Source organism: Epibacterium sp. Ofav1-8, from assembly GCF_022348185.1.
GTDB lineage: Bacteria > Pseudomonadota > Alphaproteobacteria > Rhodobacterales > Rhodobacteraceae > Epibacterium.
In genome coordinates this window covers 187,796-206,365 of sequence record NZ_JAKRFD010000008.1, presented here as the reverse complement: position 1 = coordinate 206,365, position 18,570 = coordinate 187,796, and the positions used below count along the sequence as shown (strand labels likewise).

The following is an 18,570-nucleotide window of genomic DNA, read 5'->3' as shown; positions in this document are numbered from 1 at the left end:
AACCGCAAGAGCAGTCATGTCCGGGCAGAATTTCAACATCATGATCGTCGGCCAATCGGGGCGCCTGATGTATGAGGCGGTGCTGTTTGCCGCCTCGCTCCGGGCGCAAAGCCCCGGCTTTCGGGGCCGGCTCTATGTGGCCGTGCCGCAACCCGGCCCGCTCTGGCCCAGCCGCGACCCCTCGATCCGCAACGACCTGGTGCTGGCGACGCTCGACCGGCTTGAGGCCCAGATCCTGCCCTTCGAAAACCAGGTCTTTGGCCAGTCCTACGCCTACGGCAACAAGATCGAGGCGCTGGCCGCCCTGCCGGAGGGAGAGCCCTTTGTGTTCTTCGATACCGACACGCTGATCACCGGCGACCTGACCTCTGTTCCCTTTGATTTCTCCCGTCCCTCGGCCAGTCTGCGGCGCGAGGGCACCTGGCCAAAGCCCACGCTCTATGGCCCCGGCTATGCCGCGATCTGGCGGTCGCTTTATACGCGCTTTGATCTGGACTTTGACAGCAGCCTCGACCGCGACCAGCCCGATGAATACTGGCAACGCTATCTCTATTTCAACGCGGGCTATTTCTACGGTGCCTGTCCGCGCACCTTTGGCGAGCGCTTCCTCACCTATGCCCGCACGATCCGGGATGACCCACCGCGCGAGCTGGTCGGCCAGTCGCTCGATCCCTGGCTTGACCAGATTGCCCTGCCGCTGGTGATCCATTCCTTTGGCGGCGGGCGCAGCAGCCTGCCGCCGGGCCATCTGGACGGGGAGGTCAGCTGCCATTACCGCACCCTGCCGCTGCTTTACGCGCGCGAGAGCGATCAGGTCGTCGCCACCCTCGAAGAGGTCAGCGCGCCGAACTGGATCAAGAAGGTGCTCAAAGGCTACGAGCCGATGAAACGCCTGATCTATCAGGGCAAGGGCCACCGCGTGCGTGCCCTGTTTGACCGCGAGAACCTGCCGCGCCGGGAACAGGCGATCCGCAACCGGATCAAATCCGAAGGGCTCTGGATGCGCTGAGCAGCGCGGACCGGCTGTCCCGCCTCCCTGTTGAAAATCAGGCCCACATCTCCGCCTCTTTCGCTTGCACTGGCGCCGCGCCCGGTGTGTGCTGTCGTCAGACCCACACCGATTGCGACACAAGGGAGTATTCAGAGATGTCCGACGGCCCCACCTATGGTTTTGATACGCTGCAAATTCACGCCGGCGCCCGCCCGGACCCGGCCACCGGCGCCCGCCAGACGCCGATCTACCAGTCCACGGCCTATGTGTTCCGCGATGCCGACCACGCCGCGGCGCTCTTCAATCTCCAGGAGGTGGGCTATATCTACTCCCGCCTGACCAACCCCACCGTGGCGGTGCTGCAAGAACGCATGGCGACGCTCGAGGGCGGCGTCGGCGCCATCTGCTGCTCCTCCGGCCATGCGGCCCAGATCATGGCGCTGTTTGCGCTGATGAGCCCGGGCAAGAATGTGGTCGCCTCCACCCGGCTCTATGGCGGCACCGTCACCCAGTTCAGCCAGACCATCAAACGCTTTGGCTGGTCGGCGAAATTTGTCGATTTCGACGACCTCGACGCCGTGCGGGAGGCCATCGACGACGACACCCGGGCGGTGTTTTGCGAATCCGTCGCCAACCCCGGCGGCTATGTCACCGATATTCGCGCGGTGGCCGATGTCAGCGACGCCGCCGGCCTGCCGCTGATCGTCGACAATACTTCAGCCACGCCCTATCTCTGCCAACCGATCAAGCATGGCGCGACGCTGGTGGTGCATTCCACCACCAAATACCTGACGGGCAATGGCACCGTCACCGGCGGCTGCATCGTCGATTCCGGCGCTTTCGACTGGTCCGCGTCGGACAAGTTCCCGTCCCTGTCGGCGCCCGAGCCGGCCTATCACGGGCTGAAATTCCACGAGACCTTCGGCAATCTCGCCTTCACCTTCCACGGTATCGCCATCGGCCTGCGCGATCTCGGCATGACCATGAACCCGCAGGCGGCGCATTACACCCTGATGGGGATCGAGACCCTGTCCCTGCGCATGCAGCGCCATGTGGAGAACGCCGAGAAGGTCTCAACCTGGCTGGAGAATGACCCGCGCGTCGACTACGTGACCTACGCCGGCCTGCCCTCCTCGCCCTATGCGGAACGCGCCAAACGCTGCTACCCCAAGGGCACCGGCGGCCTGTTCACGGTGGCGATCAAGGGCGGCTATGACGCCTGCGTCAAGCTGGTCGACAGCCTGGAGATCTTCTCCCACGTGGCCAACCTGGGCGACACCCGCTCGCTGATCATCCACTCCGCCTCCACCACCCACCGGCAGCTGACGCCGGAGCAGCAGGAGGCCGCCGGCGCCGGGCCCAACGTGGTGCGCGTCTCCATCGGGATCGAGGATGCCGACGATCTGATCCGCGACCTGGATCAGGCCCTCGCCAAGGCCTGCGGCTGAGGCATCACGCCCGCGGCACCGCTTCTGAACCAAACCTGCAAAAGGCCGGGGTGTCCCGGCCTTTTTCCGTTTTGCAACAGGGGAGTAGCGCTACTCAATTCGGCCCCGAGGGCTCCAGGATGTCAAAGGTCACCGACACGCTGTGGCGCAGGTTCACCGACCCCGGCGAAATCGGCATATCCGCCGAACGCGCCATCTCCATGGCCATCATCGGCGCGCCGCCCTGGGGGCCGCCATCGCGGATTTCCCGCACCGGCCCCAGCGCCATGCCGGTGGCCTCGGCCAGCTGCCGCGCCTTGTGGATCGCATCTTCCACCGCCTGGGTGCGCAGCCCATCCTGTGCCGCGTCGCGCTCACTGTAGGAAAACGACAGCCCGCGGAACTCATTGGCGCCGGCCCGCAGCACGTCATCCAGAACCCCGCCCATGGCGTCGATGTCATGCAGGGTCACAAGCAGCAGATTCGACGCCTCGAACCCGGTAATGGTGCGCTCCTCCCGCCCGTCGCGGCGGATCTGGCTCCAGACCGGATGCATGGAGATCTGCTGCGTCTGCATGTCCTCACCCGCGATGCCGCTGTCGGCCAGGCTCGTCATGACCTCGTTCATTTGCACCGACACCTGTTCCATCGCCGCGCCCGCCTCTTCGGCCTGCGCCCGCACGCCCAGCGTGATGACGGCCTGATCCGGCGCCACATCCATGCTGGCCTCACCGGTCACATGCAACTGCCGCAGCTCTTCGGCGTGCAGTGGCGACAGGGGGGCAAGCGCAACAACGCCCGCCAGCATCATGGCGGCGGTTTTTCGGTTCAACATCTGGGATCCTCCGATGGTGTCGAGATACCCCCGTAGATGGGAGCGGCAAATCCCCGCGCGCAAGGGGAGGTTTTGTGCTTTTGCTTCCCCTCGGCGGGTTCCTGCTCTATGGTTTGCACAACAATAACGGCGCCCCGTTGCGTTGTTCCCGGGGATGGTCACAGGCTGGCAAGCACAGGCATGAGATGTGACACCCGGGACGATGTATCTCCTGTGGGGCGAGGCGCGCAGACAGAAGACCCTGATGATTTGATGAAACCGGAGTTCGCGCTCTCACTTTCCTTCGATAGCATCGCGCTGCTGATCCGGGGCGCGGGCGGCTGGCGTCGTGTCGGCACCGTCTCCACCGAGGTCGACGACCTTGTGACCGAGCTGGCCATCCTGCGCAGCCGCGCCGAGGACCTGACCGACGCGCCGCTGCACAGCAAGCTGATCCTGCCCGATGCGCAGATCCGCTATCTCAGCGTGGAGACCGGCGACCTGCCCCATGACGCGCGGATCGAAGCGGCCCGCACGGCGCTCGAAGGGGCCACCCCCTATGAGGTGACGGAGCTGGCCTTCGACATCAGCCCTGAGGGCACGCAGACACATGTCGCGGCCGTGGCCATCGAAACGCTCGAAGAAGCCGAGAGCTTTGCCAGCGAACATGGCTTTGGCCCGGTCAGTTTTGTCGCCGTCCCCGGCGCGCATCCCTTCCTCGGGGAACCCTTTTTCGGCACCTGCCGCGCCGCCCGCGGGCTGACGGTCGACCCCGATGGCATCGCCGTGGTCGAAATCGGCGATCTGGATGCCGAGCCCCCGGAGACCGAGACCCCGGACACTCAGGCCCCGGAGACCGAAGCGCCCGACCTGACGCCCGACGCCGGTGCCACCGGAGCGCGTCCCGAAACGCAGCACTCGGAGGACACTCCGGAAACCTCTGCCGCGACTGACACAGGCGAGCCGGATCTCTATCCGGCGGAGGGCGTCGAAACCGAGCTGGCCCCGCGCGGCCCCGCCCCGATCATACTGCCTGCGGCCCCGCCGATGGCGGCCCCCGATGAGGCGGCTGACCCGGTCGCGCGTGCATCGGCTCCGGCTGCGCAGGATCCCGCTGACGCCCCCGCAGCGCAGGCCGAAGACGACACAGACGACGCCCCAGCAGACGGGCCGGCAGACGGGCCGGTGATCGGGTTCAGCTCCCGTCGCCGGACATCGCCAGAAGCCGCTGACGGGCGCGCCGCCGGGACCAAGACCCAGCCCACAGCGCCGGCCCCGACAACCGCCCCCGCAGAGGCGGCCTCGGGCAAGCTGCTGCTCGGCCCCGCAACCGAGGCAACGCCCGCGGCCCCTCTGGTGCAGGCGTCCGCACCCGCGCAGGCAACCGCGGCGGCTGCGGCCTCTGCCTCCAGCCTGCCCGCGGCCCCGAACCTGGCGCTGCCGACGCCGGTTCTGGCTCATACCACCTCGGCGCCACCCAAGGCACGGGCAAACAGCAGCGCCCCCCGTGCCCAGGCGGTGACACCGCCCGGCGGCAATATTGCACGCATGCCCCAGGCCAACCCGCTGCGCGCCCGCCCGGTCCGGATCGGGGTCGCGGCTGCGGCGCTGGCCACGGTCTCCGCGCTTGGCGCCTGGGCAGTGGTGCAGGAACTGCCGGAGCTGTGGTCGGATCTGAAACGCGCCGATCTGGTCGAAACCGAAGACCCCGTGGCCCCGCCGGTGCTGACCCACGCCCAGCCGCAGACCTCCGCGCTGCTGGCAGAGGGCTTTGCCGCGCCCGGGCTCTCTGATGCGGATGCACCGCTGACGCCCGGCCCGGATGCCACCCTGTCGGACACCGCGACCTCGGCACCGGGGCAGCTCTCAGAGGCGGATCTCGGCGACGTCTCGCACCAGATGCCGCAGGACCAGCCCGGCGCGCTGACCGTCACCGATGCCGCGGTGCTCGAAGCACTGGGCACGCCGGTCATCGACGAGGTCGCGCCGCTTGATGGGGAGGATCTGGTCATCGCCTCCCTGCCCGCTCCGCGCGACCTGTCCGCGCCGGAAACCGGCCAGCCGGACCCCGCCCGCCTGACGCAACAGGATGGCGATGTGTCCCTTGATCCAGAGGCGCTTGCCGATGGTGTTGTCCCCGGCGAGGCGATGGATGGCTACGCAGACGACGACGCTCTGCTGGCGCCGGATGTCGACGCACTGGAGCAAGCGGCGCAATATGCCGCCACCGGGATCTGGCAGCAGGTGCCCCGGATTGCAGAGCTGCCCGCACTGATCGACCTCGACGACGTCTATGTCGCCTCCATCGACCATACCGACCTGTCGCAGGACGCGGTCGCCCTGCCGGCGCAGCCCGAGATCGAGACCGACAGCCCCTTTGGCGCCGTCTCCAGCCCGACCGACGCCGGGCAGACGTTCGACCTCGACGACCGCGGATTGGTCACGGCCACCCCCGATGGCACCCTCAATCCCGACGGCATCATGGTCTTTGCCGGCCGGCCGGCCAAAGTGCCGCCGCCGACCCCGGATCGCCCCACCGCCCGAGAGTTGGAACAGGCGCAAGCCGCCGCGCATGACGCGCGCATGCGGCTGGTCCGGCCCCGCACCCGCCCGGGTGATCTGGTGGAGCAGGCCGAGCGGGCGCAGCTTGGCGGTGTGGTGCGGGCGGAACTGCTGTCCAAACGCCCCAAAACCCGCCCCGCCAGCCTCAAGACCGAAGAACAGGAAAGCCAGCCCGCCACCGCCCTTGCCGTGGCGCGCGCGCCGCAACCCAGGGCGCGACCGGCCAATTTCGCCAATATCGTGGATCGCGCCGCCCGTCGCCAACAGCAGCAGCGGCAAACCGCCGCCGCAGCACCTGCGGCGGTCACCCCGGCGATCCCCTCTTCCGCCTCTGTCGCGCGACAGGCCACGGTCCAGCGGGCACTCAACCTGCGCCGTGTGAACCTGATCGGTGTCTACGGCAAACCCTCTGATCGCCGCGCCCTGGTCCGGCTGCCCTCCGGCCGCTACGTGAAGGTCAAGGTCGGCGACCGCATCGACGGTGGTCGCATCGTCGCCATCGGCGACAGCCAGCTGCAATATCAAAAGAGCGGCCGCAACAGGACGCTGACCCTGCCCAACGGCTAAGCCGGACCGCGCGGCGCCAACAGGGCCGGACACCGCGCTCCACGCCCTATGACACACATGAAAAAGCCGGGCATTGCGCCCGGCTTTCTTGTCTGCCTTTGGGTGGGTCGTTTCGGGGACCGAACGGGCAGGTTATTCCGCGGCGGCAATTTCGCCGTTGTTGATCTGCTCCTGCTCGATCGACTCGAACAACGCCTTGAAGTTGCCCTCGCCAAAGCCGTCGTCACCCTTGCGCTGGATGAACTCAAAGAAGATCGGCCCGATCACGGTTTTTGAGAAGATCTGCAACAGGATACGGGTCTCGCCCCCGTCAACCACACCTTCACCGTCGATCAGGATCCCGTGTTTCTTCATCCGGTCGAGCGGCTCTTCATGGCCTGTCACCCGGTCATGGCTCATCTCGTAATAGGTTTCCGGCGGCGCCGGCATGAACTGGATGCCGCGCTCGGAAATCTCGTCCGTCGCGTCATAGATGTCGCGCGCGCCCACGGCGATATGCTGGATGCCTTCGCCGTTGTATTTCTTGAGATAGGCCACGATCTGCCCGGTTTCGCCGCGGTCCTCGTTGATCGGGATGCGGATGCGGCCACAGGGCGAGGTCAGCGCGCGGCTGAACAGGCCGGTGTATTTGCCCTGGATGTCAAAGAAACGGATTTCCTTGAAGTTGAACAACTCGCCATAGAAGTTGAACCACTTGTCCATGTTGCCCTTGAACACGTTGTGGGTCAGGTGATCGAGGTAGTAGAACCCGACGCCGCGCGGCTTGGACTGTTTCAGCCACTCGAATTCCGCGTTGTAGGGCGAGGTCTCGTAATACTGGTCGATGAAGTAGATCAGCGAGCCGCCGATGCCCTTGATCGCGGGCACATCCATGGTCTTGTCGTCGCCCTCATAGGGCTCCGCCCCCTTGGCAACCGCATGGTCAAACGCCTTCTGCGCATCCACCACACGCCAGCCCATGGCCGGGGCGCAGGGGCCGTGCAGCTCGACGAATTTCTCCGCAAAGGAGCCCTTTTCGGCGTTCAGGATGTAGGTGATATCGCCCTGCTGCCACAGCTCGATGCCCGGCTTGGTCTTGTGGCGCCCGACCAGCTCATAGCCCATCTTGGCAAACAGCTCACGCAGCTCTTCCGGATTGGGGCTGGCGAACTCGACAAATTCAAAACCATCGGTGCCGGCGGGGTTCTCGTCGCTGATCACGGATTTCGGCGCGTCGTGGGGGAAAGGTCCCATGCGTATCTCCTGCGTTGCGGGTTGCGTTTGTCACAGAATACCGCATCTCAGGCGCATATTTTGCGCAATCTCTCAGGTCGCCCTTTCATTGTTCGCGCGTTTTTCGCACTATATCGGTGCAAAACAAGGAAACCCCGCATGCTCGACCCCATCGACATTAAATTGCTCGCACATCTGCAAAAGGACGCCCAGGCCACCGCACAGGAGTTGGGAGAGGCGCTGAACCTGTCACCCAGCCAGGCCGGCCGGCGGCGCCAGCGGCTGGAGAGCGACGGCATCATCCAGAGCTATGTGGCACGGCTCGATCCGGGCAAACTGGGTCTGGCGGTGCAATGTTTCGTGCAGGTGCATCTGCACAGCCACGGCCCGGACAATGCGGCAAGTTTTGCCCGTCTTGTGGCCGGCCGACCGGAGATCACCTCCGCCTGGACCATGACCGGCGAGGCGGATTACCTGCTGCGGGTCTATTGTCACGATCTTCAGGAATTGAACACATTGTTGCATGAGATCATCCTGCCCCACCCTGCTGTCGGGCGCGTGCACAGTCAAATCGTGATGGCACAGTTAAAAGGTGACAGTCCGCTTCCGGTTTAAGGATGCGTGAACCACTGCACTCTTAGGGTGGGATGAAACTGACCATCAGATGGAATCGCACCCGTGACATTTGTCGACCGTCGTATTGAAACCCGCCCCAGCAGCGGCGCAGCACCATTCGAGTTGAATGAGGTCTTTTTCTCCCGGACCGATGATCGCGGTGTCATCGCGGCCTGTAACTACGTCTTCCGACGCGTGGCGCATTACTCCTGGGACGAAATTATTGGTGCCCCGCACAAGCTGATCCGCCACCCGGACACGCCGCGTGGCCTGTTCTACCTGTTCTGGGACACGCTCAAAAGCGGCAAGACCATCGGCGCCTATGTGAAGAACAAGTCCAAGGATGGGCTGCATTACTGGGTCTACGCCACCGTCGTGCCCTGCGAAGACGGCTACCTCTCCGCCCGGATCAAACCCAGCAGCAAGCTGTTCAATGAGATCCAGGCGCTCTATGCCAAGATGGTCAAGGCAGAGACCGAAGGCGGGCTCTCCCCCGAGGAAAGCGCCCAGATGCTGATCGACTGGGTGCATGACAAGGGGTTTGACGATTATCAGCATTTCGCCTCCCACGCGCTGGCCGAGGAGCTGATTTCCCGGGACGAGGGACTCGGGCGCAAACCCGATCCGCAGATCTCCGAGTTACGCACCATGCTGCGCAATGCCGAGAAACTGCTGGATGAGACCCACGGCCTGGTCAAGGACTTCGAGGCCATGCACACCATTCCGCACAATCTGCGGGTCATCGCGTCGCGGATCGAACCCTCCGGCGGGCCGGTCACGGTGCTGTCGCAGAACTATGGCGCCATGTCGCGCGAGATGTCCGATTGGTTCGAGCGCAACGTGATGGGCGAGAACACCAATTTCGCGACGGTGAAACACTCGGTCAACTCCAGCCTGTTCATCGCCGGCATGACCCGCATCCTGATGGAATGTGACAGCCAGCTTCAGGAGGAACGCCGCAGCCTCGGCGAGGTCGAGATGGAAGGCGAACGGGACAAACTGGCGCGCCTGGTGGAGCAACAATCCGGCTATGCCAGCAAGGGCATGGCCGAGGTGGACATCGAAGCGGTGCGAATCATCAACGCCTGCCAGGTGATGCACCGGCATTTCCTCGGCCTCAGCTCGACCCGGGTCCTGTGCAAGATCGAAAGCGCCCGGCTGCCCTCCTCCGGCGAAACCCTGGCCGACATCATCGACCAGCTCGGCGCCTTCCAGGAGCGTATCTCGGAACGTCTGGAACATATCGCAAAGCTGGGCGAGGAAATCCGCTCCCTCGAAACCTAGAGACAGGCCCTCGACGCCCCAAACCCTGTCGCGGCCTGTCGCCTCATGCGCGCTGCCGCGACGCACCACTCTCCGTGCTGCTGCTGCTCCGACGACAGCAATCCGAGGACATTGGCGGCGACCGAAGCTAAGCACCGGCAAAAGGCGCGTAAACATACGGGGCTGCGGGTGCGCTCACGGCTGCGGCAGGCGGGCGAAGACACAGATCGCCCGACCACACCGGCGGGGGCGGTCCCACACGCCCACCAACGCTCGGACACAGACGTCAGGCAAGGCCAATCTCGTGTCACACGCGCCACATCCTTGATCCCGCCGATCGGGCCGACACCCGCCGGACCTGCACCACAGCTCATTGGGCCAGCCTGCGCACGGTCCCGGCCAAACGGTTCCGAGAGGGGTGTTGCGATCCTGCGGGCGATCCCGGGCGGGGCGGCAATCGCCCAGCCGCGCCCTTGCCCCCTCACCCTGCCCCCCCTCGCCTTGCCCCCACTTGCGCGCAGCGGCTGCGCCACGCGGCAGATTTTTCCACACCGGTCATCGGAATCGACAAACAACTCCCCTATGTCTTTGCCAGGTCATCATTTGCTGGCAATATCACCCCATGGACAGTTTTCTTTCTCAAGCTTCGATTTATCTCGCCGCCGCGGTGATTGCAGTGCCGATCGCGGCCCGCCTTGGTCTGGGCTCGGTGCTCGGCTATCTCGCCGCCGGCATCCTGATCGGACCGGTCTTTGGGCTGGTCGGCTCCGAAACCGCCGAGTTGCAGCATTTTGCAGAGTTCGGCGTCGTCATGATGCTGTTCCTGATCGGTCTGGAACTGGAACCGCGCGCGCTCTGGGCGATGCGACACCATCTGATCGGGCTCGGCGGATTGCAGATCCTCGCCTCCACCGCGCTGCTCGCCGCCGCCGCCATCGGGTTTGGCCACGGCTGGCAGGTGGGGCTGGCGGTCGGACTGGCGCTGTCGCTGTCCTCCACCGCGATCGTACTGCAAACCCTGACGGAAAAGGGGCTCACCGGAACCGGCGGCGGGCGCGCGACCTTTTCGGTTCTGCTGACCCAGGACATCGCGGTGATCCCGATCCTGGCGCTGCTGCCGCTGCTGGCCTCCCACGCCCCGGCGAGCCTGTCTCATGACGGCTCGATCCAGGTCGGCGAGGACGCGGCGCATGGGGCGGGGCATCACTCGCTCTCCCTGGTCGAAGGCCTGCCGGGCTGGGCCGTGACCCTGATGACCATCGGGGCCATCGCCTTTGTGATCCTGGCCGGGGTCTACCTCAGCCGACCGGTGTTCCGCTTCATCCATGCCTCCAACCTGCGCGAGATGTACACGGCGCTGGCGCTGCTGATCGTGGTGGGGATCTCCTTTCTGATGACGCTGGTGGGGCTTTCCCCCGCGCTTGGCGCCTTTCTCGCCGGGGTGGTTCTGGCCAACAGCGAATTCCGCCACGAACTGGAAAGCGACCTTGAACCCTTCAAAGGGCTGTTGCTGGGGCTGTTCTTCATCACCGTCGGCGCGGGCATCAACTACCGGCTGTTCCTGGCCGAACCCGGCGATGTCATCGGTCTGGCAGTGCTGGTGATCCTGGCCAAGGGCACGGTGCTCTATTTCGTCGGCAAGGCCTTTGGCCTCAAGGGGCGCAATCACTGGCTGTTCACCCTGGGTCTGGCCCAGGCCGGTGAATTCGGCTTTGTGCTGCTGGCCTTCTCGCTGCAACTCAACGTCATCACGCCGGATCTGTCGGAGAAACTGCTCTTGGTGATCGCGCTGTCGATGCTGATCACCCCGCTGCTCTTCATCCTCTACGAGATCCTGTCCAAACGGATGGCGGAGGCCCATGTGGAGCACACCCCGGACGAGATCGACGAGGAAGGCACCGTGATCATCGCCGGAATCGGCCGCTTTGGTCAGATCGTGCATCGCCTGGTCAACGCCAGCGGGTTCAAGACCGTGCTGCTGGACAGCGATATGAAGGCGGTGCAGCTGATGCGCCGCTTCGGGGTCAAGAGCTTCCTCGGCGATCCCACCCGGCCCGAGCTTCTGAAGGCCGCCGGCATCGCCAAGGCAAAGGTCCTGGTGGTGGCGCTGGACGATCAGGAGAACGCCACCAAACTGGTGGCCTATGCCAAGCGCCAGTTCCCCGAGGTGCATATCGTCGCCCGCGCCTATGACCGCAATCACGCCTTCGAACTCTACAAGGCGGGCGCGGATGACATCGTGCGCGAGATGTTCGACAGCTCGCTCCGGGCCGGGCGCTATGTGCTGGAGAACATCGGCCTCAGCGACTACGAGGCGGCGCAGGCGGAGCAGACCTTCTACGCCCATGACCGCCACACCGTGCGGGAACTGGCCGCGCATTGGATCCCCGGCACGCCCGCCAGTGAGAACCCCGCCTATATCAAACGGGCGCGCGAGCTGGAAAAGGATCTCGAAACCGCGCTGTTGTCGCTGGCCGAAGACCACGTCAAGAAATCGGCCTGACCCTGCGGCCTTGGTGTCTCCCTGCCCCGGTCCCGGCCGGGGCCGGTCTCAACCGTCGGCGACACCGGCCTCGGCAAAGGTGGCCATGCCGCTGTGGCAGGCAACCGCGCCCTTCAGCACCTGTATCGCCAGCGCCGCGCCGGAGCCCTCGCCCAGCCGCAGCCCCAGCGACAGGAGCGGCGTCTTGCCCAACCGGTCCAGAAGGCTGGCATGGGCGCTTTCGGCGCTCTGATGACCGGCGATGGCATGATCGAGCGCGCCATCCGCGATCTGCGCCAGACAGGCTGCCGCGGCGCAGCAGATAAACCCGTCGAGGATCACCGGAATGCGCAGCACCCGGGCGGCCGCGATCGCACCGGCCATGGCCGCGACCTCGCGCCCGCCAAGCCGGCCGAGCACCTCCAGCCCGTCCGTGACAGGGTGCAGCGCCACGCCTTCGGCGACCACTTGCGTCTTGAGTTCGAGACCCGCGTCATCGACGCCGGTGCCGCGCCCGGTCCAATCGCCCGCAGCCCCCCCGTACAGCGCATGACATATCGCCGCCGCCGAGGTGGTATTGCCGATACCCATCTCGCCCACCACCAGCAGATCCGCCTGCGGATCGACCGCGTTCCACCCGGTCTGCAACGCCGCCAGCAGCTCTGCCTCGCTCATCGCCGGACCGGAGGTGAAATCACCGGTCGGGTGGTCGAGATCCAGCGCATGCACATCCATGCGCGCCCCCGCCAGCCGCGCCAGCTGGTTGATCGCGGCGCCCCCGGCCTTGAAATTCGCCACCATCTGCACGGTGACCTCGGACGGGAAGGCAGACACACCCCGAGCCGTAACCCCGTGATTGCCGGCAAAGACGATCACCTGCGGCGCGGTGATCTGCGGCCGGTTGGTGCCGCGCCAGCTGCCATACCAGATCGCCACCTCCTCCAGCTGCCCCAATGCGCCCGGCGGCTTGGTCAACTGGCCGTTGCGGGCCTCACAACCGGCGCGCGCCGCGGCATCGGGGGCGGGAGCCTCGGTCAGGTGCGACCGGAAAGTGGCGAGTGAGTTCAGTTCTGGCAGCATAAAAAGCCTCGTTGCGTCGGAGGGCACCGCACGGGTAAAGCGGTGTCTGATCTGTTTACTCTGCGCATCCCGCGCCGAGAAGACCTGCCAGAGGCACTGACATGCAAAAAAGCGACATCAAGGGGATCGACGCGGTGCTGGCCCTCGTGCTGTTGACCCGCCTGCCCCTGCCCCATTTGCCCAAGGACAGCTTTGCGCGCCAGTCCCGGGCGGTCTGGGCCTTTCCGCTGGCGGGGCTGGTGGTCGGCGGGCTGGCGACTGTGATCGCGATGGCGGCGCTGGCGGTCTGGCCCCCGGCCGTGGCCGCGGGGCTGGCCCTAGTGGTGCAGATCCTAGTGACCGGCGCCATGCATGAAGACGGGCTGGCCGACAGCGCCGATGGTCTCTGGGGCGGGTTCGACCGCAGCCGGCGGCTGGAGATCATGAAGGACAGCCAGATCGGCACCTATGGTGTGCTGGCGCTGGTGCTGAGCCTCGGGCTGCGCTGGCTCACGCTCAGCGCGCTGTTGGCGGCGGGGATGATCTGGGCCCCGGTGGCCCTGGCGGTGCTGAGCCGCGCAACCATGCCGGTGCTGATGACAAGCCTGCCCAACGCCCGCGGCAGCGGTCTGTCTCAATCGGTCGGACGCCCCACCTGGGGGGCGGTGCTGCTGGGGGGTGCGCTGGCGCTCCTGCTTGGCCTGCTGAGCCTCGGCGCGCCGATGCTCCTTGCTGCACTGGTGTTGATCCCGGTGGTCGCCGGGTTGCGCGCGCTTGCGCGGGCCAAGATCGGCGGCCAGACCGGCGACATCCTTGGCGCCACCCAGCAGATCAGCGAAATCGCCGCCGGTCTTAGCCTGCTCGCCCTGCTCTAGCGGCAGGGACCACCAGCGATAGGGACCATCACCCCCAAACACAAAAAGACCGTCCACAGGGGACGGCCCTTTGCATTTGAACTGTCGGCGCGTCTCAGGCCGCGCGGGAGGTCAGCACCTCGTCAACCTGCTTGGCCGCAGAGATCTCGTCCCCACCGGAGACCGCCGCCACTTCACGGGTCAGGCGCTCCAGCGCGGCTTCATAAAGCTGACGTTCGGAATAGCTCTGCTCGCGCTGGTCGTCGGTGCGGTGCAGGTCGCGCACCACTTCGGCGATGGAGATCAGATCTCCGGAATTGATCTTCTGTTCGTATTCCTGGGCGCGGCGCGACCACATCGCGCGCTTGACCTTGGCCTTGCCCTTCAGCGTCTTCATCGCCTGGTCGATCACATCCGGCGAGGACAGCGAGCGCATGCCGATATCCAGCGCCTTGTGGGTCGGCACCCGCAGGGTCATCTTGTCTTTTTCAAAGGTGATCACGAATAGCTCCAGCTTGTGGCCGGCTACTTCCTGCTCCTCGATCGAGATGATCTGTCCGACACCATGGGCCGGATAGACAACATAGTCGTTGGGGCGGAACTCGAGCTTCTTCGATTTGGTCATACAGGTCTTTCCTCGCGATGACACGGCAACCATGCCGACTTGGCCACGCCAAAAACCACCAGCACGGAACATGCGTCATGTCCGCCGGATACAGGATTGGCGCAGAAAGCCCACCAAGAAAGCCGCGAATCACGCGGCCGTCACGGCAGGCGGCAATCTACGTATTTCATTACATCCGTTGAATATAGCACAAAAACGCGCCCTCCGAAAGCGGAAGGGCACGTGAATATCGGCCATGCATCCATGTTTCACGCCGTCCGGCGCGATTCTGCCGTGGAACACGGCGGGGTCAGCCGCCCTCGCCGGGGGCTTCGGAGAAGTATTTCTCCAGCTTGCCTTCCTCGCCATCCCGCTCCTCGTGACCCGGCATCGGGTCTTTCTTGGAGACGATGACCGGCCACAGCTCGGCATACTTCCGGTTGAACTCCACCCATTTGTCCATATCCGGTTCGGTGTCCGGACGGATCGCGTCGGCGGGGCATTCTGGTTCGCATACGCCACAGTCGATGCATTCATCGGGGTGGATCACCAATGTGTTCTCACCCTCGTAGAAACAGTCAACCGGGCATACCTCGACGCAATCGGTGTACTTGCAGGCAATACAATTGTCCGTAACGACGTAGGTCATCTTGGCTTGGGTCCCGTTCCAGTGTCTTGGGTTTAGCTATTCCACAAGAGCCCGCGCTTCAAGCCGTCAATGGCCCTCCCACATGCGAGTAAGACCAAGCGCCCTGCGCTCTTTCTTATCCGGACGACCTTTTCCTTCGTATTTCGGATTGGCAGGCGGTTTGTCCTGCTTCTCCGTCATATCAAAGTACAGCGTCTGCGCCTCGGTGGCGGGGCCGCGCCGATCCGACAGCGCGGTGATGCGCACGACACGCACCTGATGCCCCTGGGAAAAGGTCAGAACGTCCCCGACAGAGACGGTCTGCGCCGGTTTTGCGATCTTGGCGCCATTCACGCGGACATGCCCCGCCCCGACCTGCTTGGCCGCCAGCGAGCGCGTCTTGAAGAACCGCGCATGCCACAGCCATTTGTCGATCCGGAGCTTGTCCGCGCGTTCCGTCATGCCGCCATCAGTCGTCCTGTTTCAGCCCCATCAGCGCCGCTGCAAAGGGGTTGTCAGGGTCGATCTGCTTTTCCTTCTTGGGTGGGCGCGCGGAATAGGTCTTGCCGCCCTTGTCGCCACCGCGATCCGGACGACCGCCCTTCTTGCCACCGGGTTTACCCTGCGGCTTGCCACCTGCGCGCGGCTTACCACGTCCTGCACCCTCGGCCTTGGGACCCCGGCCTTCGCCACGGCGCTGGCCGCGTTGATTGCCGCCCTGACGCGGGGTGCGCCCCCAGGTAAAGGTATAGAACACCTCGATCTCGGGTTCCTCGACAGCCGCATCCGCGGCCGCACCCACCGGCGTTTCCGCCTCGGAGGTGGCGGCGATCGGCTCTGCCACGGCCTCGTCGGACGGCTCTGCGGCGACGGGGGCAACCCCTTCGTCGGCAATCGCGTCGGTGCCTTCGGGCACATCGGCGGGGGTGTCGGGCGTCGCCTCCTCAGCGGGGACTGCTGCCGGTGTCGCCTCGGCCTCTGCCGCTGCATCCATCACCGGCTGATCCGCCGCAGGCGTTGCGCCATCGGTCACCACGCTGTCGACGGGCTTGACCTTGGTGCGCTCGCCTTTTTCGGCGCGGTAGCCGAGCCCCTGCATTAGGTCGGCGAATTGCTCCAGCGTCATGCCGGTGATCGACAGCATGTCGGGCTTGGCCTCAAAGCCGCCGCGGCTGTCTTCGGCGCGCAGCAGATCCGCCAGACGCTCCAGCATGTCGATGCGGATCATCCGCTGGCCTGCGGCGCGATACCCGGCCATGGTGTCATAGCCTTCGGGCGCTTCCGGCATCGACGGCACCGTCACCAGACCCGGCGGCGGCGCTTCGGGGAATTCCTGCAACCCGTTGGCCAGCGACCACAACAGCAGACGCAGGCGGGTCGGCGCGGGCTTCAGCAGCAGCGGCATGAAGATGGTGAACTGGCCAAAACGGATGCCATGCTTGCGCAAGGCGCCACGGGCATCCTGGTCCAGGTCTTTCACTTCCTGCGCCACACCGGCGCGCGGCAGCACGCCCAGCGCCTCCACCATGCGGAAGGCAAAGCCCCGGGCCAGCCCGGTCAGCGCCTCGTCCTTTTGCAGGTTGATCAGCGGCTCGAACAGGGCCTGGATCTTGCGCGAGATGAAATGCTGCAGGCGGCGCTCGACCTTCTGGGCCACATCCGCCCCGGCCGCATCATCGACAAAAACCTCGATCTGCGGGGACAGCGCATCCGCACCGGCAACCAGTTTGCCGACCGCATGCTCGCCCCACATCAGGCCGCCCTGATCGGTGAAATCAATTTCGGTATCGGGTGCGTTGTAGAAGCGATCCGCGCGCAAGTGATACTGCGGCGCCAGTGCCTGCAAGGACGCCGACTTCAGCGCCTTGGCCTCTGCGCCCTGCGCGGTCTTGTCCGGCGAGAACCGGAACCCTTCGAGTTTACCGACGAATTCGCCTTCGACGGTCACTTCACCCTGGTCATTTACTTCGGCCAAAAGGGCCTCCTTCTGTTTGAGCCGGCGCATCAAAACAGATGTGCGCCGGTCCACAAATCGTTGCGTCAGACGCATATGCAGGGCGTCGGACAACCTGTCTTCTACAGTGCGGGTTTCCTCCCGCCAATGACTTTCGTCACGCAGCCAACCGTTTCGCTGCGCCACATAGGTCCATGTGCGGATAAACGCCAAGCGTTTCGACAATGTGTCAATATCGCCTTCCGTACGGTCAATCCGGCGAATCTGCCGCGCGAACCACTCATCCGGCACCACACCCCCGTCGTGAAGATAGCCGAAAATGCCGCTGAGCAAAGAGGAATGCTCCGCATGGCTGATGCCGCGAAAGTCGGGAATACGGCACACATCCCACAACAGCCGCACCGAGGGCGCATCCGCGGCCCTGTCGCGGATTGTCGCATCCTGCGCCAGGCTGCGCAGCGCCATCAGGTCATCGGCCTCGCGCGCCTTCATCAGCACCTCGTGGTCCGGGCTTGATTCGAGCGACCGGATCAGCGCGTCGATCGAGCCGAACCGCAGATCCGCCGAGCGCCAGTTCAGCTTTTTCAGCGGCGTGAACCGGTGATCCATGATCGCCTGCGCGACGCCCTCGTCCAGTGGCCGGGCATCACCGGTGACGCCAAAGCTGCCGTGGCTCATGCCCCGGCCCGCGCGGCCGGCGATCTGTGCCAGCTCGTTCGGTGCCAGCTCGCGCATCCGGCGCCCGTCGAATTTCGAGGTCGAGGAAAACGCCACGTGGTCGATATCGAGGTTCAGCCCCATGCCGATCGCATCGGTGGCCACCAGATAGTCCACCTCGCCATTCTGATAGAGCGCCACCTGGGCGTTGCGGGTGCGCGGGCTGAGCGCCCCCATCACCACCGCCGCGCCGCCCTTCTGACGGCGGATCAGCTCGGCGATGGCATAGACGTTGTCGACGCTGAAGCCGACAATCGCGGTGCGCGGCGGCATCCGGCTGATCTTTTTCGATCCGGCATAGACCAGATCCGACATCCGCTCGCGCCGCACGAATTCGACCCCCGGCACCAGCGCCGCAATCGACCCGCGCATGGTGTCCGCGCCCAGAAACAGCGTCTCCCGGGTGCCGCGCGCCCGCAGCAGCCGGTCGGTAAAGACATGGCCCCGCTCCGGATCGGCACAGAGCTGGATCTCGTCGATCGCCAGAAAGTCGCAGCCCATGCCCTCGGGCATCGCCTCCACGGTGCAGATCCAGTACTGCGCCCGCGGCGGCACGATGCGCTCCTCGCCGGTGACCAGCGCCACCACCGACGGGCCGCGTGCCTTGACGATCTTGTCATAGACCTCGCGCGCCAGCAGGCGCAGCGGGAACCCCATGATCCCGGTCCGATAGCCAAGCATGCGTTCGATCGCGTAGTGGGTTTTGCCTGTATTGGTCGGGCCGAGCACGGCCATGACCCGGGATGCAGAGGTCATTGCATCTATCTCCACGCGCCCTGCTCCGTTTCACGCGACGGCGTCAGGGGTTCCATTTCAGGGAT

Annotated in this window: 14 protein-coding genes; 7 read left to right on the top strand and 7 right to left on the bottom strand. The window is 65.2% G+C overall.

Annotation, left to right across the window (positions count from 1 at the left end; genetic code table 11):
• The first annotated feature begins 16 nt into the window (after window positions 1-16).
• Window positions 17-1,009: a hypothetical protein gene (locus MHM97_RS14505; RefSeq protein ID WP_239323080.1), complete on the top strand. Its 993-nt coding sequence runs from the start codon at window positions 17-19 to the stop codon at window positions 1,007-1,009.
• A gap of 137 nt (window positions 1,010-1,146) precedes the next feature.
• A complete protein-coding gene (locus MHM97_RS14500; RefSeq protein WP_239323079.1) occupies window positions 1,147-2,439 on the top strand; it encodes an O-acetylhomoserine aminocarboxypropyltransferase/cysteine synthase family protein in 1,293 nt (430 codons plus the stop codon).
• A gap of 94 nt (window positions 2,440-2,533) precedes the next feature.
• Here the strand turns inward: MHM97_RS14500 and MHM97_RS14495 are convergent, their stop codons facing one another.
• Entirely contained in the window at window positions 2,534-3,253 is a 720-nt protein-coding gene (locus MHM97_RS14495) for an SIMPL domain-containing protein (RefSeq protein WP_239323078.1), read from the bottom strand.
• A 252-nt stretch (window positions 3,254-3,505) separates the two neighbouring features.
• Between MHM97_RS14495 and MHM97_RS14490 the strand changes: the two genes are divergently transcribed.
• On the top strand, window positions 3,506-6,361 hold the full coding sequence (locus MHM97_RS14490) for a hypothetical protein (protein ID WP_239323077.1): 2,856 nt from the start codon (window positions 3,506-3,508) through the stop codon (window positions 6,359-6,361).
• A 132-nt stretch (window positions 6,362-6,493) separates the two neighbouring features.
• On the opposite strand, the gene hppD is transcribed toward MHM97_RS14490, so the two are convergent.
• Window positions 6,494-7,594 carry a 4-hydroxyphenylpyruvate dioxygenase gene (gene hppD, locus MHM97_RS14485; RefSeq protein ID WP_239323076.1) on the bottom strand — a complete coding sequence of 367 codons (1,101 nt, stop codon included), beginning with the start codon at window positions 7,592-7,594 and terminating at the stop codon, window positions 6,494-6,496.
• A 138-nt stretch (window positions 7,595-7,732) separates the two neighbouring features.
• On the opposite strand from hppD, the gene MHM97_RS14480 reads away from it, so the two are divergent.
• From MHM97_RS14480 to MHM97_RS14470, 3 genes are all read left to right on the top strand, one after another.
• A complete protein-coding gene (locus MHM97_RS14480; RefSeq protein WP_239323075.1) occupies window positions 7,733-8,188 on the top strand; it encodes an Lrp/AsnC family transcriptional regulator in 456 nt (151 codons plus the stop codon).
• Between the two features lie 63 nt (window positions 8,189-8,251).
• On the top strand, window positions 8,252-9,472 hold the full coding sequence (locus tag MHM97_RS14475) for a PAS domain-containing protein (protein WP_239323074.1): 1,221 nt from the start codon (window positions 8,252-8,254) through the stop codon (window positions 9,470-9,472).
• Window positions 9,473-10,073: 601 nt separating this feature from the next.
• On the top strand, window positions 10,074-11,954 hold the full coding sequence (locus MHM97_RS14470; protein ID WP_239323073.1) for a monovalent cation:proton antiporter-2 (CPA2) family protein: 1,881 nt from the start codon (window positions 10,074-10,076) through the stop codon (window positions 11,952-11,954).
• 48 nt (window positions 11,955-12,002) lie between these two features.
• Here the strand turns inward: MHM97_RS14470 and cobT are convergent, their stop codons facing one another.
• Window positions 12,003-13,013: a nicotinate-nucleotide--dimethylbenzimidazole phosphoribosyltransferase gene (cobT, locus tag MHM97_RS14465; RefSeq protein WP_239323072.1), complete on the bottom strand. Its 1,011-nt coding sequence runs from the start codon at window positions 13,011-13,013 to the stop codon at window positions 12,003-12,005.
• A 101-nt stretch (window positions 13,014-13,114) separates the two neighbouring features.
• Between cobT and cobS the strand changes: the two genes are divergently transcribed.
• Window positions 13,115-13,867 (top strand): adenosylcobinamide-GDP ribazoletransferase, encoded by a 753-nt coding sequence (cobS, locus tag MHM97_RS14460; RefSeq protein ID WP_239323071.1) that lies wholly within the window; start codon window positions 13,115-13,117, stop codon window positions 13,865-13,867.
• Between the two features lie 94 nt (window positions 13,868-13,961).
• On the opposite strand, the gene MHM97_RS14455 is transcribed toward cobS, so the two are convergent.
• The 4 genes from MHM97_RS14455 to MHM97_RS14440 all read right to left on the bottom strand — a co-directional run bounded on the left by MHM97_RS14455 (window position 13,962) and on the right by MHM97_RS14440 (window position 18,505).
• The gene (locus MHM97_RS14455; protein WP_239323070.1) at window positions 13,962-14,471 is read right to left on the bottom strand and encodes a CarD family transcriptional regulator; all 510 of its coding nucleotides are present in this window, start codon (window positions 14,469-14,471) and stop codon (window positions 13,962-13,964) included.
• A gap of 289 nt (window positions 14,472-14,760) precedes the next feature.
• Window positions 14,761-15,099: a ferredoxin FdxA gene (gene fdxA, locus MHM97_RS14450; protein WP_239323069.1), complete on the bottom strand. Its 339-nt coding sequence runs from the start codon at window positions 15,097-15,099 to the stop codon at window positions 14,761-14,763.
• 66 nt (window positions 15,100-15,165) lie between these two features.
• The gene (locus MHM97_RS14445) at window positions 15,166-15,540 is read right to left on the bottom strand and encodes an RNA-binding S4 domain-containing protein (protein ID WP_239323068.1); all 375 of its coding nucleotides are present in this window, start codon (window positions 15,538-15,540) and stop codon (window positions 15,166-15,168) included.
• A 7-nt stretch (window positions 15,541-15,547) separates the two neighbouring features.
• Window positions 15,548-18,505, bottom strand: a complete 2,958-nt coding sequence (locus tag MHM97_RS14440) for a helicase-related protein (protein ID WP_239323067.1) — start codon at window positions 18,503-18,505, stop codon at window positions 15,548-15,550.
• Window positions 18,506-18,570: the final 65 nt, after the last annotated feature.

Excerpts from the sequence above, each read along its gene's own strand:
- MHM97_RS14495 (WP_239323078.1), bottom strand. The coding sequence starts at position 3,253 with ATGTTGAACCGAAAAACCGCCGCCATGATGCTGGCGGGCGTTGTTGCG.
- MHM97_RS14445 (WP_239323068.1), bottom strand. The coding sequence starts at position 15,540 with ATGACGGAACGCGCGGACAAGCTCCGGATCGACAAATGGCTGTGGCAT.
- cobT (WP_239323072.1), bottom strand. The coding sequence starts at position 13,013 with ATGCTGCCAGAACTGAACTCACTCGCCACTTTCCGGTCGCACCTGACC.
- MHM97_RS14440 (WP_239323067.1), bottom strand. The coding sequence starts at position 18,505 with ATGACCTCTGCATCCCGGGTCATGGCCGTGCTCGGCCCGACCAATACA.
- MHM97_RS14480 (WP_239323075.1), top strand. The coding sequence starts at position 7,733 with ATGCTCGACCCCATCGACATTAAATTGCTCGCACATCTGCAAAAGGAC.
- MHM97_RS14500 (WP_239323079.1), top strand. The coding sequence starts at position 1,147 with ATGTCCGACGGCCCCACCTATGGTTTTGATACGCTGCAAATTCACGCC.
- MHM97_RS14455 (WP_239323070.1), bottom strand. The coding sequence starts at position 14,471 with ATGACCAAATCGAAGAAGCTCGAGTTCCGCCCCAACGACTATGTTGTC.
- MHM97_RS14505 (WP_239323080.1), top strand. The coding sequence starts at position 17 with ATGTCCGGGCAGAATTTCAACATCATGATCGTCGGCCAATCGGGGCGC.
- cobS (WP_239323071.1), top strand. The coding sequence starts at position 13,115 with ATGCAAAAAAGCGACATCAAGGGGATCGACGCGGTGCTGGCCCTCGTG.
- fdxA (WP_239323069.1), bottom strand. The coding sequence starts at position 15,099 with ATGACCTACGTCGTTACGGACAATTGTATTGCCTGCAAGTACACCGAT.
- MHM97_RS14490 (WP_239323077.1), top strand. The coding sequence starts at position 3,506 with ATGAAACCGGAGTTCGCGCTCTCACTTTCCTTCGATAGCATCGCGCTG.
- hppD (WP_239323076.1), bottom strand. The coding sequence starts at position 7,594 with ATGGGACCTTTCCCCCACGACGCGCCGAAATCCGTGATCAGCGACGAG.
- MHM97_RS14470 (WP_239323073.1), top strand. The coding sequence starts at position 10,074 with ATGGACAGTTTTCTTTCTCAAGCTTCGATTTATCTCGCCGCCGCGGTG.